This window comes from Shewanella sp. S1-49-MNA-CIBAN-0167, from assembly GCF_040310145.1.
Taxonomy (GTDB): domain Bacteria; phylum Pseudomonadota; class Gammaproteobacteria; order Enterobacterales; family Shewanellaceae; genus Shewanella; species Shewanella psychromarinicola.
Genome location: NZ_JBEOPO010000026.1, coordinates 46,177 through 73,053, shown reverse-complemented (window position 1 = coordinate 73,053; position 26,877 = coordinate 46,177). Strand labels below are relative to the sequence as shown.

Genomic DNA, 26,877 nt, shown 5'->3' with positions numbered 1-26,877 from the left:
ATACCTAACAGATTGTTAAATTTGGCAATAATTCACACGCCAATACATTCTTACTGAGCCAAGTGCATAGGCATGTATTTATATGATTGTTGCCGTTGATTTTTTCAATATGGGCGCCATGGAAAATAAAGGTTTGAATGTCTTTAATACCAAGTTCGTTCTGGCGGATAAAGCCAGTGCTACAGATGACGATTATCATGGTATTGAGTCTGTTGTTGCCCATGAGTATTTTCATAACTGGACCGGTAACCGAGTGACGTGTCGTGATTGGTTTCAGTTAAGTTTAAAAGAAGGCTTAACGGTTTTTCGCGATCAAGAATTTAGTTCCGATGTGGGTTCTCGCGCCGTAAATCGAATTCATGCTATCCGAGTGATGAAAAACCAACAGTTTGCCGAAGATGCCGGTCCTATGTCTCATCCTATTCGTCCTGAAAGCGTGATTGAAATGAATAATTTCTATACTGTGACGGTTTACGACAAAGGGGCTGAAGTGATCCGTATGATGCACACCATTTTAGGTGAGGAAGGTTTCCAAGCAGGGATGAAATGCTATTTTGAACGTCATGATGGCCAAGCGGTAACCTGTGATGACTTTGTTAATGCTATGCAAGACGCCAGCGGTAAAGATTTAAGCTTATTCCGTCGTTGGTATAGCCAAGCCGGCACGCCTGTGGTGACAGTTAAAGACAGTTTTAATGCAGACAAGGGTGAGTATCACTTAACCGTTTCTCAGCAAGTAATGTCACAAGGCGTTAAGGGGCAAACACTTCATATACCGTTCAGTGTTGAATTATTGGACAGTGCAGGGCAATCAATTGTCAATAAAGTGCTTGATGTGACTAAAGCCAGCCAAACATTTGTGTTTGATGGACTGGACAATGCGCCTGTAGCCTCTTTACTACAAGACTTTTCGGCACCCGTTAAGCTGGTTTACGACTTTAGCATTGACCATCTTGTTCACCTTATGCGTTATGCCTCTAGCGAAGTGGCTCGCTGGGAAGCATCAGTACAATTAATCAGTCAAACCATATGGAACAACGTTGCTCAGTTGCAAAAGCAGCAAGTCATGATGGTTGATAATCGTGTTATTGAAGCATTCAGAGGTGTCATTTTAGACGCCAATATAGATCAAGCCTTAGTGGCTGAAATTCTCTCTATTCCTTCGGCCTCAGCATTAATAGAGCAGGTGGATAATGTTGATTTAGACGCATTGGCTAAAGCCAGAGAGTTTGTTATTGAAGAGCTCGCATCAGCTTGTGAAGATGAGTTATTGGTTCGTTATCGAGAGCTATTGCTTGTTGATAATGCCGGTGCGCGGGCATTTAAAAATATTGCCTTATCATTACTATGCCAAGTGACAGATACTCATGAATCATTAGTTGAAAAACAATACTATTCCGCTAGTAACATGACTGACAGCTTAGGTGCTTTGAAAGCGGCAGCTACGGCAAAATTAACCTGTTTACCTATGTTACTCAGCGACTTTGAGTCTACGTGGCAATCAACCCCATTAGTAATGGATAAATGGCTTACTCTGCAAGCTTTAGTCAATAGTGATGAGGTGATAGAACAAATTAAAACGCTGACCAAACATCCGAGTTTTAGTTTTTCAAATCCAAACCGTATTCGTTCATTAATTGGCGCTTTTGTGGCTGCCAATACCTATCAATTCCATCGTGCCGATGGTGAAGGGTATCGCTATTTAACCAAAATTTTAGTGAAATTGAATAAAACAAACCCACAAGTCGCATCACGAATGATCACGCCATTAATTCAGTTTGCAAAGTTTGATCAACAGCGCCAACAATTAATGAAACAGTGTTTAGTCGAATTAAAATCACTGCCAGATTTATCGACAGATTTGTATGAAAAAGTGACTAAATCGCTAGTAGAATAATGGTCGACATTCACGCTTATTTAGGGTGAATAATCGCGTGGCCTGAAATCGAAAAAAGGAGAGCTTGCTCTCCTTTTTTATGGAGTAAATTATGGATTTTTTGTTTTCTCTCAACGTGAGTTATGAAGCATTTCTACCTTATTACCAAGGACTTGCAGAAAAAGTGCAGGTAAGGGACCACCAAGGTCGTGTTTTGCACATAAATGGTAAGTATTTTAGACCTTATTTAACCCTTCAAGGCATCCACGGACAGTTTAAATTAGTCCTGAGTCCTGAAGGGAATTTTAAATCAATTACTAAATTATAGAGTATTTACTTCAAACGTTTGATTCATTAGTTATGTGTTAAGTAGCCGTCCTTGAATACTTATAAGTCTATGAAAATAAACTTTTTTCATTAATTGTGGAATGATTGTAATTTTATCGTCGTTGATAATTCAAATATAGGCCTGTTTTATTTGATCATATTTGGTCACACAGCGTTAATTTTCTTAAACATTTTCTTTTTTTTGACCTTGCTCAATATAGTTAAATGCTGTAACAATAGTGTTGCCTGTGGGCTAACAAGATGTTGGTTAAATTCCTATAACAACTAATCCAACAGGTTACGGAGATGAACTAAAATGAATATTGTTAAAAAAAGATTTAACAGGTCGACTCTCGCTTTGGGGGTGGTGTCGGCATTATGTTTGGGGATGAGTACTTCTGCTTCAGCGGTTTCATTTGATTGGGGTGATGTTCGGGGCACTTTTGATTCAACTTGGACTGTCGGCGCCAGCTGGCGTGTATCAGACCGTGATTGGAATGACCAAATCGGTAAGGTGAATCAACCACAATTTGATTGGTCAGGTTACTCTGCATTTGGTGGTGCATTTGGTTCAACCAAATATACCTCAGCGGAGATTTGGGAGCAGCCAGGTTCTTATTCAAGCAACAATGATTTAAGTAATTTACTGTATGCACAAGGTGATACCACTTCTGAGATCGTCAAAGGTCTTCATGAGCTGTCTTTAAAATATGAAAACTACGGCGTCTTTTTACGCGGTATGTATTTTTATGACCGTAAGCTAAATGACGGTGATTATGATTTTAATGATCCATTAACGGGCAAAGAATTTGATCCTTGTGAAGACAACAAAGCATCAGAAGTGCAATGTAAAGACATTCGCTTATTAGATGCATTTGTTTACGGTAACTGGAATTTAAACGACGGCGCAAATCCATTAAGTGTTCGCGTGGGTAACCAAGTGGTTTCTTGGGGTGAAAGTACCCTTATTTCTCACGGTATCGCTGAAATTAATGCTGTAGATTTAAACATCCTCAATGCACCTGGTGCAGAGCTTAAAGAAGCTTTCCGTCCGCAAGGTATGGTTTGGGCATCGTTAGGGCTAAGTGAGAACTTAAACCTTGAAGCATTTTATCAATATGACTGGCAACCAATTTGGGTCCCTACACCTGGTTCAAACTTTGCAACCAATGATTTCGCTGGTTTTGGCGGCTATAACCAAAATGCGCAATTGGGTTTCAACTCTAACCCAGACATCAACCAAGATTTCCTGATTTCTGAATACACACGTCTATATGACGCGGCGGCAGCGAGCGGATTTAATTCGGCTTATGCAGCTTATATGTTGTCGTATTCAACCAAAGCAGCTTTAGTTAAAGATGCTGCAGATCCAAGTGATGATGGCCAATTTGGGGTTAAGTTAGGTTATTATTCGCCAGAACTAGGTGAAACTGAATTTGGTTTGTATTACATGAACTACCATAGCCGTCGTCCACTTATTAGCGGTACAGCTTCTAATTTTACTGCCGGAGCTATTGGTCGTGATTATGGTCGTTTAGCACAAAGTGGTGGGGTTATTGACCGCGAGCTGTTGTTAAGCATGGAAACCTTTACTAAGTCACAAATTGTCTATCCTGAAGATATCCAATTGTATGGTTTTAGCTTTAACACCTTAGTGGGTGACACTTCCGTTGCCGGTGAAATTTCCCATCGTGTTGATGAGCCATTGCAAATAGATGACGTAGAGTTATTGTTTGCTGCTATGCCTCAGCAATTAGCTAACGCAGGACTCCGCCCTGATCTTGATGGTATTTCGCAACTGGATGTTCCTGATCCTGGTGAAACGGTTGATGGTTTCATTCTCACTGATACCACTCAAGCGCAAATGACCTTTACTCACTTGTTTGGTCCTACACTCGGTTTAGACAATTTGACCATGTTGGCGGAAGTGGGCGGCGTATGGGTCCATGATATGCCTGATTTTGATGAATTACGTTTAAATGGTCCAGGAACGGCTCGTTCTGGTGGTAATCCAGAAATGACCGGCATTATTGCGGCTGTGCATAATGGCCCAGAGACCAACCCATTCCCAACTGATTTTGCTTGGGGTTATCGTTTAGTGGCTAAAGCTGACTTTAACAATTTTTTTGCGGGTGTGAACATGTACCCAAGAATTATCTTCTCTCATGATGTTGATGGTATTACACCGGATCCGATGTTCTTATTCACCGAAGGCAGAAAATCTGTTGCTCTGGGAGTGAACTTTGATTATCAAAGTCGTTGGGGTGCGGATATTTCTTACAACAGCTTCTTTGGTGGGGTAGGAACAACAAATGCCATGACAGATCGAGATTACATCTCTTTCAACGTCAAGTATTCGATTTAAAAGGATAATTATAATGAAGAAACTGACGATATTATCGGCAGCAGTGATGATAGCACTGAGTGCACCTGCTGCGCTGGCGAAAGTATCACAAGCTGATGCAGACAAATTGGGTACATCATTAACGCCCTTGGGTGCTGAAAAAGCGGCTAATGCTGATGGTTCAATTCCTGCTTGGAGTGGTGGTATTAGTAAGCCTATTGCTGGGTACACTAAGGGCATGCATCATCCAGATCCTTTCCCGAGTGACAAAGCGTTATTTACAATTACTAATGCAAATAAAGCGCAATATGCTGAGTTTTTATCTCCTGGGCAGAAAGAATTATTTGAAGTATATCCAGATACTTACAAAATGAATGTGTATGAGAGCCGTCGTACTGCTGCAGTACCTCAATATGTCTCAGATGCGACCAAAGTCAACGCTGCCAGAGCTGAGTTAGTGTCTCAAGGCAACGGTATTACTGGCGCGACTATCGGTGTTCCTTTTCCTATCCCTGCTAACGGTCTAGAAGTCATTTGGAATCATATTCTACGTTTTCGCGGTGTTGATGTAGAAACGTATCGAAGCCAAGCAGCGCCAATGTCTAATGGTTCTTATACATTGGTAGAAACTGCTGAGGCAATTCGCTTTGAATATTCTCGCCCTGAAGTGACCCTAGACAAACTTAAAGAAACGAATACTTTGTTCTACTTTAAGCAGGTGGTCACTCAGCCAGCGCGTTTAGCCGGTACTGCGTTGTTGGTAAAAGAAACCATGGATCAAGAAGCGTTACCACGCCAAGCTTGGACCTATAACACTGGACAGCGTCGCGTTCGTAAAGCGCCTAACGTCGCTTTTGATACGCCAGGTACTGTGTCCGATGGATTGAGAACAACCGATGATTTCGATATGTTTAACGGTTCTCCAATGCGATATAACTGGGAGTTAGTCGGCAAAAAAGAACTTTACATTCCATATAATGATTATCGTTTACATTCAGATGCATTGAAATACGACCAAATTTTAAAACCTGGTCATATTAATCCTGAATATGCACGTTATGAAAAGCATCGCGTATGGGAAGTGAAAGCAACATTAAAAGAAGGAATGCGCCATACCTATAAGACCCGAGTGTTTTATATTGACGAAGATTCTTGGCAAATATCTGTAACGGATATATACGATAACCGCGATGAACTTTATCGTGTCGGTGTCGCTCATAGTATCAATTATTATGAAGTGCCTACTCTGTGGAGTACATTAGAAGTCTTCCATGATCTTCAATCACGTCGTTATTTAGCGATGGGTTTAGACAATGAAGGTCGTATGTACAATTTTGATGCATCACTTTCTGAAGCTAACTTTACCCCGGACGCATTAAGACGTGCTGGTATTCGTTAATTAGCCATAAATAAAAAAAGGGGCGTTTTACGCCCCTATAATAAATTGTAAAGGAAGTTTGTATGACGTTTAACATGCTTCGCAGTGTAGTGGCGATTGGGATTAGTGCATGTTTATTTACTACTTCAGTAGATGCTCAACTCGATCCTCTTTCTGTTCAAATTCAACCCTTAGCTCAATCCTCTTTATTACTTGATATTGCCAATGCGGGCGACACACTTGTTGCGGTAGGCCAACGCGGTAATGTATTGCGCTTAGAGAATAATCAATGGCATCAAGTTGCAACTCCAGTATTATCTCAGTTAACCAAAGTTTTTTTCTTCGATGAGAAACAAGGTTGGGCCGTCGGACATGATGCAACCATCATTCACACCCAAGACGGTGGATTAACGTGGTCTGTGCAGATGCAATCTGCTGACATTGAAAAACCCTTTATGGATGTGCGTTTCTACAGCCCTGTTGATGGTATTGCAGTTGGTGCGTATGGATTATTTTATCGCACCTCAGATGGCGGTAAAACATGGCTGGAAGAGTATCACCAAGAATTGCTCTTTGAAGAAGACGTATCCTATTTAAATGACCTTAAAGCCGAAAATGAAGCCTATTACTTATCTCAGCGATCGTTTTTATTACCTCATTTTAACCGTTTAATTCGTTTGCAAGATAATCGCTTGTTGCTTGTCGGTGAGCAGGGCATGGTAGCGGTATCGGATGATAATGGTCACACATTCTCAAAAACCAATTTTGACTATGATGGCTCAATGTTTAATGCCATTTCGGTTGGGGAAGATGTCTATGTAATGGGGCTTCGTGGTCATGTATTTAGGTCGGATTTAAGTCTATCAGAATGGCAACAAGTGGATTTACCTGTCCAATCATCAATCAATAGCGCACTTATTACACCTAGTAATGACCTTTACCTAGTCGGAAATGCTGGGATTGTGTTGTCTGTCGATGATGGTAAAGCAACCATTGTTACCAGACGTCAAGGTGAAAATATTGTCGCAATTGCCAAAGACAGTAAAGGCCAGTTATGGTTTGCCGGTTCTAAGGGACTGTTCCAGCTTGACTAACTCTTGGGTTAGATTGGACAATTAAAACAACAATAATAGGGCCGAAAAGATGTTAGAAAAACTGGTCAATGGATTTGAATCTCATTTATTCCGTAATCGGAAATGGGTCATAATTTCGTTTATTTTTATTACTATTTTTTTAGGGTATCAAGCCAGCCAATTAAAAATGGATGCGGCTTTTAGTAAAAATATCCCTCTCAATCACACTTACATGAAAACGTATACTAAACACCAGAAAGATTTTGGTGGTGCCAACAGCATTATGGTTGCGGTTGAAGACACTAGTGGCAATATATTCAATCCGGAATTTTTTGATGCACTGAAAAATGTACACGATCAATTATTTTTTATTCCGGGCGTAGAACGTTCTCAGGTTAAGTCTCTCTTTTCACCTTCAACTCGGTTTACCGAAGTCGTTGAAGATGGCTTTGCTGGCGGTCCGGTTATCCCGGCGGACTTTCGTAATGACGAGTACAGTCTTAACGTTGTGCGTAATAATATCGAAAAAGCCGGTATTGTTGGCCGACTCATTGGCAATGATTATACCTCTGCCATGGTATCTGCACAGTTAATGGAGTTTGACCCGCAAACAGGTAAAGCCATTGATACTATTGCGTTTGCTAATCAGTTAGAACAAGAGCTTCGTGGCAAGTTTGAAAACGATAAAATTAAGATTCATATCATCGGTTTTGCAAAAATGGCAGGGGATGTTGCAGAAGGCGCCAAAGGCGTTCTGCTGTTCTTTTTGATAGCCATTGCCATTACCGCTGTGATGGTGTACTTATTCTCAAAATCGATAATGCTAACCATATTGCCATTAATGTGTAGTTTGGTTGCGGTATTTTGGCAATTAGGACTCTTAACTGTGGTCGGATTTGGCTTAGACCCCATGTCGATTTTAGTGCCATTTTTAGTGTTTGCCATTGGTGTCAGCCATGGGGTGCAGATGATCAATGCTGTACGTCGTCGTGTGCTTGATGGCCAAACAACGAAAGCGGCGTCTGCATCGGCTTTTCGCAGTTTATTAGTGCCCGGTGGGGTTGCGCTATTATCAGATACGGTCGGCTTTTTAACCTTACTAGCCATTGATATCGGTATTATTCGAGAGTTGGCAATTTCTGCATCATTAGGCGTAGCAGTCATTATTTTAACCAACCTTATTTTGTTACCTTTGGTGATTTCATATTTTGAATTACCGGTTAAACAAGATAAGCCACAGAAACGTCAAAAAATCGAAAAAATGTGGCGTGGACTGTCTAAGTTTGCTACCCCTAAATATGCTGTAGTGGTATTGATTTTGACAGCCATACTCTATGTGGTTGGTTTTCAGCAAGCTTCAAAAATGAAAATTGGTGATTTACAGGGTGGGGCACCTGCACTGCATCAAGATTCACGTTATAACCAAGATACCTTCTTTATTACCAAACACTTTTCGATTACAACCGATGTAATGTCAGTGATTGTAGAAGCCAAACCTGAGGCTTGTACGTATCATTCCGTGTTAAGTCAAATTGATCAATTTGAGTGGATGGTAGCTAATACACCTGGGGTTGAGTCAACGGCGAGTTTGGCGTCGATTGCGAAAAAAGTGAATGCTGGGTTTAACGAAGGTAATCCGCGTTGGGAAATTTTACCTCGTACCACCGCGAGTTTAGTGCAGGCTGTTGGCCAAGTGCCAACAACGTCAGGTTTGCTCAATGGTAATTGTTCAGTGATGCCAGTGTACTTGTTCTTAACCGATCACAAAGCTGAAACCATTGAGGTTGTGGTTAATAAAGTCAAGGCCGTTGCCGCACAGCTTAACTCTGACACACTACAATTTAAGCTGGCATCAGGTCCAGTAGGTGTCATGGCGGCCACAAATGAAGCCGTGAGCGAAGCTCAGCTACCCATGATGTTATATGTTTACGGTGCCGTGTTTGTATTGTGCTTAATTAGCTTTAAATCACTCAAAGCGACTATTGCGGTGATTATCCCGCTTTATGTGGTATCGACATTAGCGCAAGCGTTAATGACAATGCTTGATATTGGTCTAGCGGTCAGTACCTTACCCGTTATTGCACTGGGTGTAGGTATTGGTGTCGATTACGGTATTTATATCTTGTCGACGATGTCCAATAAACTCAGTAATGGCATGCCGGTGCAACAAGCGTATTTTGAAGCATTAGTTGAGCGCGGCAGTGCGGTTATCTTTACCGGCTTGACGTTAGCCATTGGAGTGAGTACTTGGTTCTTCTCAGACCTTAAGTTCCAAATGGATATGGGAATTTTGCTTACATTTATGTTTTTAGTGAATATGTTAGGAGCAATTATTATTCTACCAGCACTTTCAGCTATGTTTTGGCGAAAAAAGTAGCTAAAACATATGATTAAATAAAAAAGGGAGCTTAGCTCCCTTTTTTATTTTGCATAGTTACGCTATGCAAACGACTTAAATGTCATTTTAAACACTAATCTATGCTGTCTACTAAATTTATAGAGGATGTACCACTAAAATTTTCCTCGATATAGCAGCAATTTAGTAATAAACTTTGCACAAGATCTCAGATATGAGTTTCTTTTGTTAAACAAAACGGTTATTGACGTGATATACACAAAATGACTCGGACCGACAGAATCAACAAGCCGAAACATCCATATAATTATAAGAGCGCTGCCATAGACGCTTAAGGAATCTGCACCATGGCCTTGAAAGATGCAATGCCTTCAGTACTACTGGAAAATGTAGTCAATTTAATTTACACAAAAATCCCTCATTCTCAAGCCAAACAAGTTGAGCAATTTGCTAACTGCCTCTATGCCCAAATGTCAAAAGACGATCTCAATGCCCGTAATGACAGTGATTTGTATGGTGCCGTAGTGAGCCTTTGGAATGCACTGAATAAAACGGCACAGGACAAAACACACATTCGTGTATTTAATCCTAGCCAAGCCAAACATGGTTGGCAGTCAACTCATAGCATTATTGAGGTTATCCAACTTGATATGCCTTTCTTGGTTGACTCGCTCTCAATGGCGTTAAATCGAATGGGCATCACAGCTCATGTGATGTTGCATACGCCATTAGCGGTCGTGCGTGGTAATAACAAGGTGACAGATGTGTCATTTGTGAATGACGCGACAGATGGTAGCAATAATGTGGCGGTATTCTTGGTCGAAATTGACAAGCAAAATAGTGATGCTGACATTAAGGCCATCGAAAAAGAAATACAAACAGTACTTGCTGATGTCACTGCATCGGTCAATGATTGGCAATTAATGTCTGCTACATTAACCGAGACTATTAAGCAATTACCTTCACGTCCGTTTCCTGGTGAGAAAGCTGAACTTCAAGAGTCGATTGATTTCTTGAACTATTTGAACAACCACCATTTTACTTTGCTTGGCTACCGTTATTATGATTTAAAACGCGTTGAAGGCGATGTTGAGCTTGTTCCTAATATTGAATCTAGCTTAGGACTAATGAACCGTTCAAAAACCTCACACAGTGAGCGTGGTTTATTACTCTCAAGTTTATCTGATTCTGCTCGTAAAGAGGCATTAGATGAAAGCTTACTCGTTCTCACCAAAAGTTCTGCTAAAAGCCGTGTGCATCGTCCGGCTTATGTTGACTATGTCGGTGTTAAACGCTTCGATAACAAAGGCAATGTCATTGGTGAAGATCGCTTCATTGGTTTATATGCTTCCAATCTTTATAACCGGAGTCCTCGTGAGATCCCATTACTGCGCGAAAAGGTTCAGCGGATCTTGGCCCGTTCAGGGCTAGCACCACGCTCACATGATTACAAAGCGTTAATGAACATCCTTGAGAACTTACCTCGCGATGAGTTAATTCAAGCGAAAGATGATGAGTTATCGGACATTGCTTATGGCGTGCTTGAAATGCAAGACCGCGATAAATTAAAGCTGTTCGTGCGTAAAGACGGTTATGGTCGTTTCTTATCGTGTTTAGTGTATGTGTCCAAAGATCGTTACAACACTAAATTACGTCAAGATACTCAACGCATTCTGGCACAGCATTTCCAGAGTAATGAAGATGTTGAGTTCACAACCTATTTCTCAGAGTCAACCTTGGCTCGAACTCACTATATTATCAAAGTTGATAATAACAATATGGATGTTGATGTGATTGCCATTGAAAAAAATCTTATTGAAGCTGCTCGCTCGTGGGATGATAAATTGCACACAGCGTTAAATAATACTGTTGGGGAACAAGCCGGTACTGGCTTAACCAAACGTTATTTAAATACGTTCCCACCTAGCTATAAAGATGATGTATTACCTAGCTCTGCTGTTGTCGATATGCAACATTTAGAAGCATTGGATGACGATCACAAGTTAGGCATGTTGTTCTATCAACCACAAGAGTCGGCGTTAAACAACAATAAAGTTCGTTTAAAACTGTTCCATAAAGACGAACCTATTCACTTGTCCGATGTATTGCCAATGCTTGAAAACTTTGGCTTACGGGTGATTAACGAACGCCCGTATGAAGTCAAAACCAATGACGGTGCGACATTCTGGATTTTAGACTTCTTAATGACAGTGCAGGGCGCGGCAACAGAAAACCTAGCCGACAGCCAAGACCGTTTCCAAACGGCATTGTTGCAAGTTTGGCAAAAGAAACTGGAAGATGACGGTTTTAATCGTATCGTACTGTCAACCGGTTTAAGCGGTCGTGAAGTGTCTATTTTACGTGCTTATGCTAAATATATGCGTCAAATTGATGCGACATTTAGTCAGTCTTACATTGAAGAAACTTTCAGCCGTTATCCTAAACTAGCGGACTTATTGGTGAAGATGTTCATCCGTAAGTTTAATCCTAAGTTAAAAACCCGGACGTTAAGCAAGTTCCTTGAACAAGTGAACCTACAACTTGATGATGTTTCAAGCTTGGATGATGACCGCATTATTCGTCGTTATTTAGATTTAATTAACGCCACAATGCGTACTAACTTCTACCAAACGGCTGCAAATGGCCTAGCAAAAGATTACCTTTCGTTTAAGTTTTCGCCAATCTTGATCCCGGAAATGCCTAAGCCGTTACCTAAGTTTGAGATTTTCGTGTATTCACCTCGTGTTGAAGGTGTGCATTTGCGCGGAGGTAAAGTGGCCCGTGGTGGTTTGCGTTGGTCAGATCGTCGTGAAGATTTCCGTACCGAAGTACTCGGTTTAGTAAAAGCACAACAAGTGAAAAACACCGTAATTGTCCCTGTTGGTGCAAAAGGTGGCTTTGTCTGTAAGCAACTGCCAACCGAGGGGGGCCGTGAGGCATTCTTCACTGAAGGGCAACAATGTTACCGCATCTTTATCCGTGCGTTGTTAGATATTTCTGACAACATTAAAAACGGTGAAGTGGTTCCGCCAGTCGATGTTGTTCGCCATGACGAAGATGATGCTTATTTAGTTGTTGCAGCCGACAAAGGCACCGCGACCTTCTCCGATATTGCTAACGAGATTGCGATTGAATATGACTTCTGGTTAGGTGATGCGTTTGCCTCTGGTGGCAGTAACGGTTATGACCACAAGAAAATGGGTATTACTGCTCGTGGTGCATGGGAATCAGTGAAGCGTCATTTCCGTGAGATAGGCGTAGATTGTCAAACTACACCCTTTAGCTGTGTCGCCATTGGTGATATGGCGGGTGACGTATTTGGTAACGGCATGTTGTTATCGGAACAAACTCAATTGGTTGCTGCATTTAACCATATGCACATCTTTATTGACCCTACGCCAAAGATTGCAGAAAGCTATGCTGAGCGTCAGCGTTTGTTTGTGTTACCTCGCTCAAGCTGGGAAGACTACAACGCGAAACTGATATCTAAAGGCGGTGGGATATTCCTACGTGCTGCCAAGTCAATTAAATTGACGCCAGAAATCAAGCGAATGTTAGACACTGACAAAGACGCCATGACCCCAAGTGAACTAATGAAAGAACTACTGAAAATGCCAGTAGATTTGATTTGGAACGGGGGGATCGGTACCTATGTTAAATCGAGCAAAGAATCGCATTCTGAAGTCGGCGACCGTGCTAATGATACTTTACGGGTTAATGGTAAAGAAGTTCGTGCCAAAATCATTGGTGAAGGCGGTAACTTAGGTTGCACTCAATTAGGCCGTATTGAATATTGCGCTAATGGTGGCCGCATGAACACTGACTTTGTGGATAACGTTGGCGGTGTAGATTGTTCCGATAACGAAGTTAACATTAAGATTTTCTTAAACACCTTAGTGGCAGAAGGTGAGTTAACCGTTAAACAGCGTAACCGTTTACTTCAAGACATGACCGACGAAGTCAGCGAGATTGTGATCCAAGATTGTAAAAGTCAAACCCGTACTATTTCAGTGACACAAGTCGATGGTGTGTCGCAGTTGAAAGAACAAATTCGTTTTATTCAGTATCTTGAAAAAGATGGCAAACTTGATCGTGCACTTGAATTTTTACCAACAGATGACGATTTAGCTGAACGTTTAGCCAATGGCCGAGCGCTAACTCGTCCTGAAATATCGGTATTAGTCGCGTACGCTAAGATGGTACTTAAAGAGCAATTAGTGACCCCTGAAATCACTGAAGATGCTTTTTTAAGTAAGTTGCTCGTCGCTTATTTCCCTAAAAAATTACAAGCTAAATACGCTGACAAAATGACCGCGCATCCTCTACGAGGTGAAATTATTGCAACATCTTTAGCCAATGAATTGGTTAATGACATGGGCTTTAATTTTGTACAACGTATGCAAGATGAGACCGGTGCAACAGTTGCTGAAGCGGCAATTTGTTATACTATGGCTCGAGAAATCTTTGGCCTTGACGAGTTAACCGCTTCAATTAGTGATTTGAATGGCGTAATACCTGCAGTAGTGCAGGGTGAAATGTTACATCAGTTACGTCGTAATATGCGCCGTGCGTGTCGTTGGTTTATCCGTCATCGTAATCGCGCTCATAATATTGATCAAACCGTTGCGTTCTTTAAGCCCGTGTTTGAACAGCTTAAAGCCAATGTCGATCAATATATGATAGCGGCTGAAGTGAACGTTATGTCTGCCGAGATTAATGCGCTGACCAACGAAAATGTTCCTCAAGCCGTCGCAGAAGTTGCGGTGAAAATGAGTACATTATTCTCTGCGTTAGACATTGCACAAATTGCTCAAATTGAGAATAAGTCAGTTGAACTGGTATCAGAAACTTACTTCAAACTCGGTGCTAAAGTTGAGTTACATTGGTTCTTAGAACAAATCAGTGCCCAACCTGTTGCTAACCATTGGCAAGCACTTGCCCGTGCGGCATTCAGAGAAGAACTTGATTGGCAGCAACGTGCTTTAAGCTCTGCAGTATTACGGACTTGTAGTGATACTTGTGATGCAGATAGTGTGATTAATCAGTGGATTGAACAAAATAAGTCTTTGCTCGAAAGATGGTATCACATGCTAGCGGATTTTAAGGTTTCTCAAACCCATGAATTTGCGAAGTTCTCAGTCGCCTTACGAGAACTGAACTTACTGATTTTGCATTGCGAAAGTCAGAAGTAGTTTTTATAATGTGAATAAACCCTGGCGATTGCTGGGGTTTTTTTTAGGTCTAGGAGAAAACATGTTTTACAAACTTGCACAAAAAGTAATGTTTCAGATGGACCCTGAGTTAGCTCATAATCTAGCGATTGGCAGTTTGAAAATTACCGGAAACAATCCGTTAAATTGTTTTTATCGTCAACAGGTTAAATCTGCTCCAGTAACCTGTATGGGGCTCACTTTTCCTAACCCTATTGGTTTAGCTGCAGGTATGGATAAAGATGGCGAGTCAATTGATGCTTTTCATGCTATGGGCTTTGGTCATATTGAAGTCGGGACGGTAACGCCACGTCCGCAAGCGGGTAATGATCAACCACGTTTGTTTCGATTAAAACCTGCCAAAGGGATTATTAATCGTATGGGCTTTAATAATAAAGGTGTCGACAATCTGGTTCGTAATATGATGGCTAAGAAATCTGACATTATGGTTGGTGTGAATATAGGTAAAAACAAAGATACACCAGTAGAACAGGGTAAAGATGACTACCTGATCTGCATGGAAAAGGTTTATCAATATGCCAGTTATATTGCCGTTAATATTTCTTCTCCTAACACCCCAGGTTTACGTTCAATGCAATACGGTGAGTTACTTGATGACTTATTAAGTTCAATTAAAGCCAAACAAACTGAGTTAGCCGCTAAACATGGTAAATATGTACCTGTGGCGTTAAAGATTGCTCCTGACTTGACCTCAGACGAAATTAAAGCGATTGCCGATTCACTGTTGAGTCATCAGTTTGATGGTGTCATTGCGACCAACACCACATTAAGCCGAGATAATGTTACCGGTTTAAAAAATGCACAAGAAACAGGCGGATTGAGTGGTAAACCTTTGGCTGACTTATCAACTCAAGTGATCAAGCAATTATCGATCTATTTACAAGATAAGATCCCGATCATTGGTGTGGGTGGGATCAATAGTGCGGCAGATGCCTTAGCCAAATTTGACGCGGGTTCAGCCATGGTGCAGATATACACGGGTTTTATTTATCAAGGACCTAAACTGATTGATCAGATCGCTAGGGCTTACTGTACAAAATAGCATCTAAAACACTAGGTTATTGATCAAAAATCATGCCGCGATCGAATTTTAGATCGTTCGATCGCGCTAACACTATGAAATTTATGTTATATTTTTTATTTAAATTTTGATATTGCGTGAAATATAATCTATTATAAATATGTGTTTAACATTTAGGTGTAAATAGTCATGTTATTAATGCCAAATAAGGACTGGCATTGGGAATACAATGAAAGCTTAAACCAATTAAGTATTTCATTAGGTTCCGAGATGGAGTTCTTAACCCCATATAAAACAAAATTATTAATTCCTGATGCACTAACGGCTAAGGAATTTACCCTTGAACACGCAAAATTTTATATTAACATGCTCGAAACCTTACCTAAGGTTTTACATATCTCTGATGCAGGTATTGTACAAACCGCACTAAATGCCACCGCCGCCCATTTTTTATTACAATCGCAAATGCCAAAGTCTTGGTTTTTTGACGTGAGTGATGAATGTGTTTATTGCGATGTGGGTAAGTTATTTCAACTTAATTGTGGCTACTCTAAAGTATTAGGATTAGTGGTTGAAAATGGCTTACAAGCTGCAACCGTGATGATTTTATCGCAATACTGTCAGTTATCAGAAAATAAATCATTAGTGCAATTTGATACTATAAAAGTGATGCATAATCGTTTACATCCACTGCGTAAAGCTAAACAAGTTGTCGCAGCATAGTTAAGTTTATTGGTTTGATTTATTACCGCTAATTACCATTTTCAATGGCAACATGCTCTACATTACTTTCCCAAACAGGCTCTTCGCCTAGTCTCATTTTTGTTGTCTCAACAAATATATTCAATAGTGATGTTGTGTTTCTATTTGGATTGATAGCATTACCAGCGCCATCATAATCACTTAATTTGATAGCCTTGCAATAGTTGCATCAATCCACGTTCATTGATGTGTTTGTCCAACATGTAATGCCCTAACATTCTGCAACTTAGGCCAGATTTAATTGTATCTAAAATGAGCTCTTGTTGCTTGAGCTGATAGTGCCCTTTGCACTCCCTTCATTAATCTTGATCCATTATGGGATGAATACTAATAGGCACGTTAATTACACCCGCCTATTATGAATAACATAAACTGCCGCCAATATATTCTATTCAGCATCAAATTTTAGTCTCGCTCTATTGATAATCAATTGTGGCGGATTTAGGATCATCATTTGATAGCAGACTGATTTATTGGTTATTAAATCAGAGTGTTTTTGTATGACCAATACTAAATTCGATGTTATATCTGTCATCTATTACTCAGTGAGCTTGCGTATCGGTAGACTACCAAAACAATTTACTGGTTTTTTTACGCCTTGTTGACTAAATAGTGTTGGATTAATGCTGTGTAATAAGCCTTTTGGTAGTGGCTAAAATAATGCCATTATACTGAGAGTGTCAGATGAATATATAAGCTAGTTATAGCATGATGATCCGCATCCGCGACCTAATTCACATTTTTACTGGGTTAACATTGTGCTGATTAATGATTTCGGAAAATTATTGAATCTTTGCAGCATCATCTGGGCTTGTTATCACGATGCTGCGATTTTTGGCTAAACTCAGCTCATTTTACGGATCATGCTGATCGGAGCAATACGCAGCAGCCAATGTAACATTGCCCACGGATAACTTGGCACATAGGCATTAGCCTTTTCTTTTTGGATGGCCTTTACCAAGGCTTTACAACCCGTCTCAGTGTCGACAATAAAGGGGACTGTCTTCACTTTCTGGTTAATTTCACTGCGAATGAAACCGGGATGAACACAAGTGACTTTTATTGGGGTATCCATAACATCAATGCGCATACCTTCAGACAATGAGGTTAAGGCTGCTTTGGTGGCGGCGTAAACGGTCATGGCACGTCTAAAACCACGTACTGCACTGATGGATGACATGGTCACTAGGTGGCCATTATTTTGTTCACGGAATATAGCCATTGCGGCTTCACATTGGGCAATAGCGGCAATAAAGTTGGTTTGCGCAGTTTGTAAGTTGGCTTCAAAAAAACCCGTCCCAATTGAAGCCCCTTTGCCCATACCTGCATTAACGATAACACGGTCCAGTTGTCCTAACTCTTGTTTAAACTGACTAAACACCTCAAAGACTTGTGGGTGGTTGTTCACATCAAGGGACTTAATTAACACCTTGATATTAGGGTTAATGGCCAATAGTTCTTGTTTTAATTGTTCAAGGTGGTCCATTCGTCTGGCGCACAAGGCTAAATTATAGTCTTGCTTGGCAAATTCAATTGCCATGCCGCGCCCTAAACCCGAACTCGCCCCTGTTATCAATATATTTGTCCGTTTCATCATCTGCTCTTTTTATTTTATAATAGTTATTTATATAGTGATTGTCGTTAATGATTGTCTTTAATCTTTATGGCTCTGGGTAAATAAAACTCTAGGTGATTTAATTATTAAATCAAACTGTGTAAATGTCGCTGTTCACCACCAAAAAAACTATGCTCATTCATAGTGATTAAGCTTAATCGTTGTTGTTTTAGCTGTAATTGAGTCACGCTGCAATTAACTAATTGTTTATTGATATTAAAGAACTGGATTTCTGGTATTGATAAAACCTGCATAATAGCAGTACTTATTACGCCGCCAGAGGTGAACACAAATACCGTGTCATCTTGTTCTGTCTGAGTGGTGAGTTGTTGTAAGCCACTGGCCACTCTCTGGCTAAAGTGCTGCCAAGATTCGCTGTAATCATGAGCATTAGGTGCTTGTTGCCATTGTAAAATGGCTTGGCTAAATAACTCAACAAATGCTCTCGTAGGTGAAGCTTGCTGGTGAAGATACTGCTTCATGGCTTCTGGTTTGGCTAATTCTGGGCGATAGACTGCAATCACGTTTTCATGATTAAACTCATTCCACTTTGCACTGATCTGTAATGGGTCGTGTAAAAAGGGGGGTGATAAGGTGGCTAAGCACGCATCACGAGTTTGTTGATGGCGGGTCATGTTGCCACAAATAACACGATTTGGGCGAATAGTGCGTTGATTAAAATGTTCGGCCAAGAGCCTAGCTTGGGTACGTCCTAAGTTCGACAAGTTGTCGTAATTATGGGCGCCAAAACTGGCTTGGCCGTGACGGATTAAATAAATGTTCGCCATGGTTATCCTTTTTGTTTCATTGCACGTTTGCAACGCCACATTAAATAATGAGACAAAATCCAAAACGGTTTAAACGCCGGATTACGAGTTTGCTTGTGGAGGTAGCGATAATAAATTTGTTGCACAATACCCGCTAAACGGAACAAACCAAACACTGCATAAAAGCGGAAATCATCAATGATGATATCCATTTTATCGCAATAATATGCAACCACTTGTTGACGCGTTAGCATGCCGTCAAGATGTGTCGGTTGGCGGCGGGTCATCTGCGCTAAAAAATCATCATCCGCTTCAACCCAATAGGCTAGGGTGTTGCCTAAATCCATCAACGGATTGCCGAGCGTGGCAAGCTCCCAGTCTAATATTCCTTTCACCTTGCCTATGTTATCGGGGTCTAACACTACGTTATCAAACCGAAAATCATTGTGGGTTAAACAAATGGTTGTTTGTGCGGGTTTATGCTGTTGTAACCAAGCCATAACACGTTTCCTGAGGGTGCATTCCATGTTTTAGCTTGAGCATAGTGCTGGCTCCAACCATCAATTTGGCGCAGGGTGTACCCTTCGCCTTTTCCTATGTGATTAAGACCAGCGGCCTCAATGTCAACGTTGTGCAATTCGATCAAACATTCACATTGGTGCACATCGTTGTGGTTTGTTGTTTATCGACTTTTAAGCCTTTAGGTCATTACCTTGTGATTGTGTCAGTAACCAAAACGGCTTATTGTTTTCGCCTTTAAAGGTTATGTCAGTCACTTGCGATGCATTAATCTGTGACTTATCAAAGCGCTTGTCCATGATTTTCCATGGGGGTAATTGGGTACGTAAACTACTGCCAATATTCGTTTTAAAAAAACAGGGCATAATCTGCATACATTGATATTGTCATCGCAAAGCTCTAAGTGCAATGTTTCTGACTGCGGCACCACCGCGGCTTTTGAGACGTTATAGTTCGACATAAAAGGAATGGGGGAGGTTAAGGCGGCTTGTGATAACAGATATAGCGCGACAGTTAACCAATGGGGAAGTGGATTTTGCCATTGATGTGACTCGAACTGTTAATTTCCTTTTAGCCCATAAAAGCTCCTTTCTGATCCTTTTTGTGTGTTGATTGACCGCCGATGTCATAGTATCAATGTCATAGTATCGATGTGGTGGTGAATCATTTATAAGACTGTAGCAGAAGGTGACTGAGTGACAAGGTGTGAAATTGCCAATGCTTTGTTGAATGACCGTTATCAACTCGATTGGCCGATTGCTGATGTTAAGGTCACTAGATCTGTTGGGTTAGCGTCACGACACAGTAGTGATATAGTCGACTATCGGCTAATTGAACCCGCCACTGCGGCACGGTATCATGCCCGAAAACGGGCAAGGAGAATACGGTAACCCTTAGATGATAAAAAATTAAATAACTGATTATTATATTTATTTTTATATAAATATTGATAATTGCCTTGTAAACAACAATTAACCGACTGAGTACACTTTAGGCTTCTACTATTGTTGCCTAGCCTGAACCAACATAAATTCCAATTCTAATATCAAACCAGCCTAATAATAATAATCAAATGGTGCCTATATGAACCCAACCAATATGTTTTTTCGCAAAACGACCATTGCTAACCGTTTACTGGGGATGTTGGCATTAGCTATTATTGCCACGATTGTGGTTTTTTGGTTTTCATTAACCCGAGTTGAAAACGTGTTAATTAACGAAAAAGAAGCCAAACTGAATGCTTTGGTTGACGTCGCTACCACCATAGCAGACAAATATTATCAAGATGCGCAGTCTGGGATCATCACTGAAGATGAGGCTAAAGTCATGGCCTTGGCGGCAATCGATAAGTTGAGATATTCGGGCAATGAATATTATTTCAGCATTGATACTCAAGGGGTAATGATCCAACATCCTTTTGCCAAGAAACTTGTCGATACCAACGTGTTATCAATGAAAGACCCAAACGGTGTAAAACTGTTCGCACAGATGATCCAACGGACAGAGCAACAGGATTTTGCCCGGGTGGATTACATGTGGAACAAACCACAGCAAGAGCAAGCTAGCCCGAAAATGTCCGTGGTCAAGCGTTTTAGACCTTGGGGCTGGATCATCGGTACAGGTATTTATGTTGATGATATTCAAGCCGACAAAAACCATTTTATTACCCAATACTTAATATTACTCACGTTAGTTTGGTTACCAGTCATTTTGCTACTGTTTTTTATTATTCGAAGTATCTCTGTACCTATGATGGAAACCATCAACGCGTTTAAAAATATTGCTAAAGGTGAAGGGGATTTGACCTTACGTTTATCTGAAGAGGGAAATGATGAACTCAAACATATTGCGCATCATTTCAACGTATTTATTAATAAAATCCAGAACGTTATTGTATCGGTGAGTCAGTCGGTTGATGAATCAAGCCGTTTAGCCAAAAACATGTCAATCATTGCACAACAAGCCAATCAAATTTCGACCAATGTACAAGCCGAAACGGCAAATGTTGCGACCGCCATTAATCAAATGTCAATGACCGCATCTGAAGTGGCTTCTAATGCACAATTAGCCGCAGACAGCACCCATCATGCTGACACTGAAGCAGATAAATCTGCTACCGTGGTTGATAACGCGATGCAAAAAATTTCAGAACTATCCAATGAGTTGGCGACAACAGAAGATGTTGCAAAAGGCTTACAAGTGAGTTCCGGTCGAATTGGGCAAATTCTTGATGTGATTGTGGGCATTGCCGATCAAACTAATTTACTCGCTTTGAATGCCGCTATCGAAGCGGCTAGAGCCGGCGAGGCGGGTCGGGGTTTTGCGGTTGTTGCAGATGAAGTTCGTACTCTTGCTAGCCGAACCCAAGCTTCAACAAGTGAAATTAATCTTATCATTGACGCAATCAGAAGTGCCATTAACAGTGTTAATGCCTCTGTTGCCAGAGCCAAAATAAAATCATCCGAAACGGTCAATGAAGCTCAGCAAGTTGTTGGTGCGCTTGATAATATTAAGTCTTCAATTGAGCAAATATCGCAAATGAATGTTCAAATCGCTGCTGCGACAGAAGAGCAAAGTACGGTTATAGCAGAGCTCAATATGAATATTACCCGTATTAATGACATGTCATTAGAAAATAGAACTCAAAATGAGCTCATTAATAATGGCAGTATGGATATTGAACAAGGTGCGATTGAGTTGCATGAGCTTGTGGATCAATTTAAGGTAAAATAACAGCTTGCTCATCGGGCTGATTGATTCAATTAGCCCGATTGATATGGTGATATTCTATAACGAAATTGACACAGTTAGTTCATCAATATTAACGTGATAATTGCACCATAATATTGATGACATCTTGATACGAGATATTGTATTTGCGTGAAAGATTAATGATTTTAGTTTTATAAGTTTGAATATGCTCTTGTTTAAGTAAGCCTATTTGTTTTTGTTCAACAATAGAATTTACCGTATCTTGCAAGATTAATAAGCGGCGCAAACTAAAGTCCAACGAATCAATATACGCCGTCATTTGCTGTTTATTACGCGCATTTCCAAGGTTTGTTGTGGTGCGTTGTTCGAAGTCTAACTCATCAAACGCATCCATCATTTGTTGTAAATTTAAATCTTCACTCATAAGTATGATTTTTTACGTTATTTTTGCAAATTATATGCATTTTTATCGAATAAGTCACTCTTTAACTTAGTTTGTGGATAGGTTCATAGACTAAGTTAACAGTACTTTTTTGAGTATAATAATGTATCGTTAACAAAACTTGTTGAATTGCCTAATAATTAGTAATCTAAGATTCAGATTTTCAAGGAGGACTTATGTTAGATCTATTACCGAACTTATTCGATCATTACCCTGAACAATTAATATTATTGTCTAATCCATGGCAATCCTTTGGTGCCAAGCCTATATTTTATGGTGAAGTGGTGACCGTAAAATGCTTTGAAGACAATTCCAAGGTAAAATCTGAATTAGCTAAAAATGGGCAAGGAAAAGTATTGGTTGTTGACGGTGGTGGTTCAACCAGACGTGCGCTACTTGGTGACATGATCGCTCTAAATGCATGTAAGAATGGCTGGGAAGGTATCATTATTAATGGTTGTATTCGTGACGCTGGAACCATCAACACCATGCAAATTGGCGTGCAAGCTTTAGGCACTAATCCAATTAAAACGGATAAAAAAGACGTAGGTGAAGTCAATGTAAAAATTGAGATTGCGGGTGTCAGTATTTTTCCTGGAATGATGATCTACGCTGATTTAAATGGTGTTGCTGTCAGTAGACAGGCATTGGATTTAACTATTTTAGCTTAAAATAGCGACAGACAAGGAAGAGCAAAATGAAAGTAATAAAGTGGTTTTTAGCGATAGTGCTAACCTTAGTGGTAGGTGTGACAGTCTATCTGACAATGTTTTTCGATTTAAATAATGTTAAACCGCAAATTGTCGATGCCGTAAAGAAACAAACTGGCCGCGACTTACAAATCACCCAAGACTTAAGTTGGAGTGTGTTTCCCTCTTTAGGAATAAAGCTCGGGGGTATTTCGTTATCTAATCCAGATGGGTTTACGCCTGCATCAATGCTTGATGTTAATGAGGCAGTGGCCAGTGTGGCACTGATGCCATTGTTTAGCCAACAGATTGAAATTGATTTATTAAAGCTAGACGGATTAACACTACATTTAGTGACTCAAAAAGACGGCAGAACCAGTTTTGATGGATTGGCGGCAAAAACCACTGCAGACAAGCCAAAAGCGACAGCAAGTAGCGACACAAAAGCAAAATTGTTGCAGACGTTGGACATTGGCGGCATTGAACTGACCAATACCAATATTAATCTCATTGATATGGCCAGCAATACCACCCAGACCTTCAGTTTAAAAAGCTTTACCTTAGGTCAATTCAGCCTAGGTCAATTCGCTGATTTTGCTTACGAGTTTTCTGCGACGCTTCCTGATATGCAGTTAACATCATCTGGCCAGGGTAAAGTTAAAGTCGACCAAGCATTAAAGAATGTCACTATTAATGATTTTGCTATGGTACACAAAGCCCAAGGCGACAGCTTACCGGGAAAAGCGGTTACCGCAGAGCTCACTACACAAATGACGCTGGCATTAGATGCCAAAACCATAGCGCTGCAATTGACCAAAATATCAGCTATGGACTTAGCCGCAACCGGTGATGTTAAGGTCAACTATGGCACTAGCATTCCGAAAATTGCGATGAATCTAGACGTTGGTGATATTGATGTGGATGCACTACTGCCACAGCAAGAAGACCAGGCCGACAAGCCAGGGGAGAAAACCGACACTGCGCCGAGCCAAGAACCTGATTTATCAGCATTAAAGAGTATGGATTTAATCTTAAATTTGACCGCTAAATCAATAAAAGTCAGTAATATGCTGACGCAAAATTGGCAAATGAAACTGGCTATTAATAAAGGTGTATTAACCTTATCGTCGCTCACTGCCAATTTATATGAAGGTAAACTAGCGCTTAGCGCTAAGTTAGACGCTCGTAAAGCGGTGCCGACGTATCAGTTTGATAAAAAATTGACTGGCGTGCAAATTCTTCCATTATTAACGGATGCGGCAGAAGTGGATTTGATTTCTGGTACAGCGAGCTTTGAAGTTAACGGCAGTGGCGCTAGTTTGATCCCCGATAATATGAAAAAAAATCTCGAAGCCGTGGGTAAGTTTGAAGTGGCAGATGGCGCGCTCTATGGGGTTAATATTCCGCAGATGATCCGCAGTGCACAGCAAAAATTAAAAGGTGATTTATCGGCAGATAAAAAAGAAGCCTTAAAAACCGATTTTACCAGTTTAACCGGCAGCTTTACGCTTAAAGACGCTGTCGTTAACAACCCTGACTTAACGATGGCTTCACCGTTAATACGTTTAAAAGGTAATGGTACGGCAAACATTGCTACTGAAGCCTTGGATTACACGTTAACCACCAGTGTGGTGGGTTCCTTATCGGGTCAAGGTGATGCTGTTGATGAATCACTCAAAGGTGTTGATATTCCATTAACCATTAAAGGCACATTCCAAGATCCTAAGTTTGGTATTGATACCAAAGCGTTATTAGAAGGCCAATTTAAAGATGAGGCCGACAAAGCCAAAGAAAAGCTAAAAGAAGGATTGTTTAAAAAGCTTGGCATTTAATTGATCGTCTTTGGATACTAGTGGCTGTAGGTCTTCTTTACGACTACAGCCTTGTGAAGGCGACTAGCGCTTATGATATACAATTGGTTATCTTGGTAAGCAAGATGTACTTAAGTCGCGGTAATGACAGTGCAGATAAAGCATCAAAACGTCATTGAGCACGATGAACAGATTAGCATTTATCTGCCCACATTTTACTGCATAAAAAAAACGGACAGGTTATCACTTGTCCGTTTTTTTATGTGAGGCTTGAAATCAGCACTGTGTCAAATTTTCAAGCTAAGATCACCACAATCACCCATTCGCTACAGTGACTAGCTATTGGTCATGATCAGTTTTAATATTTGTCCAGGTTGGATCAAGGAACTGCTTTGTAAACTGTTCCATTCGATTAATTCAGCAACGGTAACCTTGTATTTAAGGGCAATACGCGATAATGAATCACCTGATTTGACTCGATAGTTAACGGTTTTCTCATTGCTAGCGTTGCTATTGGCGACTTCATTAGGAAAAATAACTAACGATTTACCTATGGTTAATGTCGATTTTTTCTTAAGATTATTCCATTTAACTAATTGTGCCACGTTCACTTGTTGTGACTGTGCAATTTTCCATAACGAATCACCAGACTTAACGGTATAAACTTGTTTATTTGGGCTAGATTTAACCACAGTTCGGCGAGCCAGCACTTGGTCCGCGATCATCGTCGCTAAATCGGGATCTTTTGCTGCAACAGGAATAATTAAAAACCTACCGGCAATAATATTATTGCCTTTAATGCCATTACTGCTTCTTATTAACGTTGCAGTCGTCTCAAATTGATCGGCGATTTCGCTGATACTGTCACCAGACTTAATTTTATAACGAACCCAGTTAATGCGAGAGTTTGGTTCAATAGTGGCTAATGCTCGTTTAAAGGTTGCCGCTTTATCACTAGGCACAATCAATTGATGTGGCCCTTGTGGTGCCGTTGCCCAGCGCTTTAAACCCGGATTAATCGCTTTTAAATCATTGATGTCTATTTGAGCGAGATCTGCCGCTAAGTTAATGTCTAATTGGCTTTCAATATTGACCACTTCTATTTGTGGCGAATTATCGATAGCAATTAAATTGATACCGTATTTGTCAGCATGTTTAATCACATCTGCCAATGCTAATAATTGAGGCACATAGTGAGCGGTTTCTCGTGGAACAGATAATGACCAGAAATCGGTAGATTTTCCGCGAGCTTGATTATGTTTTATTGCATTGAATATTCGGCCTTCACCAGAATTATAAGCGGCAATGGTATATAACCAATTGTGATCCATTTTGGCGTAGAGGTATTCCATTAAATCTAAAGCCGCTTTTGTGGACGAGGCTATATCACGGCGTCCGTCGGACCACCAATTGGTTTTCACTCCAAAAGAAATCGCGGTCGGTGAGGTTAATTGCCATAGACCTGATGCGTGACTTGGAGAGTAGGCTAGTGGGTCAAATCCACTTTCAATAATCGGTAATAATGCGAGCTCTAAGGGTAAATTGCGTTGTTCAAGCTGTTCAACGATGTAATACAGATATGGCTTAGCACGTTGGGTCACAATCTCCAAATGCCGCGGATTATCGATGTACCATTGGCGGTAATGATCCACCAATGTATTCTCGACAATAGGGAAACGCATTTGATTGCTGATCCTGAACCATAAGTTGTTAACTTCAGCAACTTGTTCTTCAATTTGATCAAGGGATACCGTCGCCGATTTTTTACTTTTAGCGTTAGATGTAACCGTCTGGGTTGTACTATCAGAACTTGGCTCTGAAGTGTAGAGTGTTTGGCACCCTGCTACAGCCAGCATACTGCCAGCTATAATAAATAAGTTAGCTTTCATTTGAAGATACACTTCCTCAAGTTTTCAGGCATTAAAATGGAACATACCAAATGCCTTCAAGACTT

The 26,877-nt window shown here is 40.6% G+C and carries 16 protein-coding genes and 2 pseudogenes; 12 read left to right on the top strand and 6 right to left on the bottom strand.

Features of this window, described 5'->3' with window-relative positions; translation table 11 throughout:
• Positions 1-76 precede the first annotated feature (76 nt).
• From pepN to AAEZ00_RS13285, 9 genes and pseudogenes are all read left to right on the top strand, one after another.
• Positions 77-1,897: pseudogene (pepN, locus tag AAEZ00_RS13325) on the top strand (aminopeptidase N); the annotation flags it as partial.
• A 91-nt stretch (positions 1,898-1,988) separates the two neighbouring features.
• A complete protein-coding gene (locus AAEZ00_RS13320; RefSeq protein WP_164839474.1) occupies positions 1,989-2,204 on the top strand; it encodes a DUF2835 domain-containing protein in 216 nt (71 codons plus the stop codon).
• 315 nt (positions 2,205-2,519) lie between these two features.
• Positions 2,520-4,568, top strand: coding sequence for a DUF1302 domain-containing protein (locus AAEZ00_RS13315; RefSeq protein ID WP_124013023.1), 2,049 nt, complete (start codon positions 2,520-2,522; stop codon positions 4,566-4,568).
• A gap of 13 nt (positions 4,569-4,581) precedes the next feature.
• Entirely contained in the window at positions 4,582-5,946 is a 1,365-nt protein-coding gene (locus AAEZ00_RS13310; RefSeq protein ID WP_124013024.1) for a DUF1329 domain-containing protein, read from the top strand.
• A 62-nt stretch (positions 5,947-6,008) separates the two neighbouring features.
• On the top strand, positions 6,009-7,019 hold the full coding sequence (locus AAEZ00_RS13305; RefSeq protein ID WP_124013025.1) for a WD40/YVTN/BNR-like repeat-containing protein: 1,011 nt from the start codon (positions 6,009-6,011) through the stop codon (positions 7,017-7,019).
• Positions 7,020-7,068: 49 nt separating this feature from the next.
• Positions 7,069-9,375 (top strand): efflux RND transporter permease subunit, encoded by a 2,307-nt coding sequence (locus tag AAEZ00_RS13300; protein ID WP_124013026.1) that lies wholly within the window; start codon positions 7,069-7,071, stop codon positions 9,373-9,375.
• A 326-nt stretch (positions 9,376-9,701) separates the two neighbouring features.
• Entirely contained in the window at positions 9,702-14,546 is a 4,845-nt protein-coding gene (locus tag AAEZ00_RS13295; RefSeq protein ID WP_124013027.1) for an NAD-glutamate dehydrogenase, read from the top strand.
• Positions 14,547-14,607: 61 nt separating this feature from the next.
• Positions 14,608-15,627 carry a quinone-dependent dihydroorotate dehydrogenase gene (gene pyrD, locus AAEZ00_RS13290; RefSeq protein WP_101031042.1) on the top strand — a complete coding sequence of 340 codons (1,020 nt, stop codon included), beginning with the start codon at positions 14,608-14,610 and terminating at the stop codon, positions 15,625-15,627.
• 168 nt (positions 15,628-15,795) lie between these two features.
• Positions 15,796-16,329 carry a cell division protein ZapC gene (locus tag AAEZ00_RS13285; protein ID WP_101031044.1) on the top strand — a complete coding sequence of 178 codons (534 nt, stop codon included), beginning with the start codon at positions 15,796-15,798 and terminating at the stop codon, positions 16,327-16,329.
• Between the two features lie 883 nt (positions 16,330-17,212).
• On the opposite strand, the gene AAEZ00_RS13280 is transcribed toward AAEZ00_RS13285, so the two are convergent.
• The 4 genes and pseudogenes from AAEZ00_RS13280 to AAEZ00_RS13265 form a co-directional block, all read right to left on the bottom strand.
• A complete protein-coding gene (locus AAEZ00_RS13280; protein WP_351088744.1) occupies positions 17,213-17,962 on the bottom strand; it encodes an SDR family oxidoreductase in 750 nt (249 codons plus the stop codon).
• A 107-nt stretch (positions 17,963-18,069) separates the two neighbouring features.
• Positions 18,070-18,771 (bottom strand): histidine phosphatase family protein, encoded by a 702-nt coding sequence (locus AAEZ00_RS13275; RefSeq protein WP_101031048.1) that lies wholly within the window; start codon positions 18,769-18,771, stop codon positions 18,070-18,072.
• Between the two features lie 2 nt (positions 18,772-18,773).
• Positions 18,774-19,455, bottom strand: a pseudogene (locus AAEZ00_RS13270) (phosphotransferase family protein); the annotation flags it as partial.
• Positions 19,443-19,634: an SDR family oxidoreductase gene (locus AAEZ00_RS13265; RefSeq protein ID WP_124013028.1), complete on the bottom strand. Its 192-nt coding sequence runs from the start codon at positions 19,632-19,634 to the stop codon at positions 19,443-19,445. The pseudogene AAEZ00_RS13270 and the gene AAEZ00_RS13265, both read right to left, overlap by 13 nt.
• Before the next feature lie 718 nt (positions 19,635-20,352).
• On the opposite strand from AAEZ00_RS13265, the gene AAEZ00_RS13260 reads away from it, so the two are divergent.
• Positions 20,353-22,002: a methyl-accepting chemotaxis protein gene (locus AAEZ00_RS13260; protein ID WP_351088743.1), complete on the top strand. Its 1,650-nt coding sequence runs from the start codon at positions 20,353-20,355 to the stop codon at positions 22,000-22,002.
• Positions 22,003-22,090: 88 nt separating this feature from the next.
• Here AAEZ00_RS13260 and AAEZ00_RS13255 read toward each other — a convergent pair whose 3' ends face one another.
• Positions 22,091-22,405, bottom strand: a complete 315-nt coding sequence (locus tag AAEZ00_RS13255; protein ID WP_101031052.1) for a hypothetical protein — start codon at positions 22,403-22,405, stop codon at positions 22,091-22,093.
• A 194-nt stretch (positions 22,406-22,599) separates the two neighbouring features.
• Here AAEZ00_RS13255 and AAEZ00_RS13250 point away from each other — a divergent pair, with 194 nt between their 5' ends.
• On the top strand, positions 22,600-23,094 hold the full coding sequence (locus AAEZ00_RS13250) for a putative 4-hydroxy-4-methyl-2-oxoglutarate aldolase (protein ID WP_124013030.1): 495 nt from the start codon (positions 22,600-22,602) through the stop codon (positions 23,092-23,094).
• Between the two features lie 26 nt (positions 23,095-23,120).
• The gene (locus tag AAEZ00_RS13245) at positions 23,121-24,944 is read left to right on the top strand and encodes an AsmA family protein (RefSeq protein WP_351077533.1); all 1,824 of its coding nucleotides are present in this window, start codon (positions 23,121-23,123) and stop codon (positions 24,942-24,944) included.
• A 314-nt stretch (positions 24,945-25,258) separates the two neighbouring features.
• Here the strand turns inward: AAEZ00_RS13245 and AAEZ00_RS13240 are convergent, their stop codons facing one another.
• Positions 25,259-26,812 (bottom strand): lytic transglycosylase, encoded by a 1,554-nt coding sequence (locus tag AAEZ00_RS13240; protein WP_124013032.1) that lies wholly within the window; start codon positions 26,810-26,812, stop codon positions 25,259-25,261.
• Between the last annotated feature and the right edge of the window lie 65 nt (positions 26,813-26,877).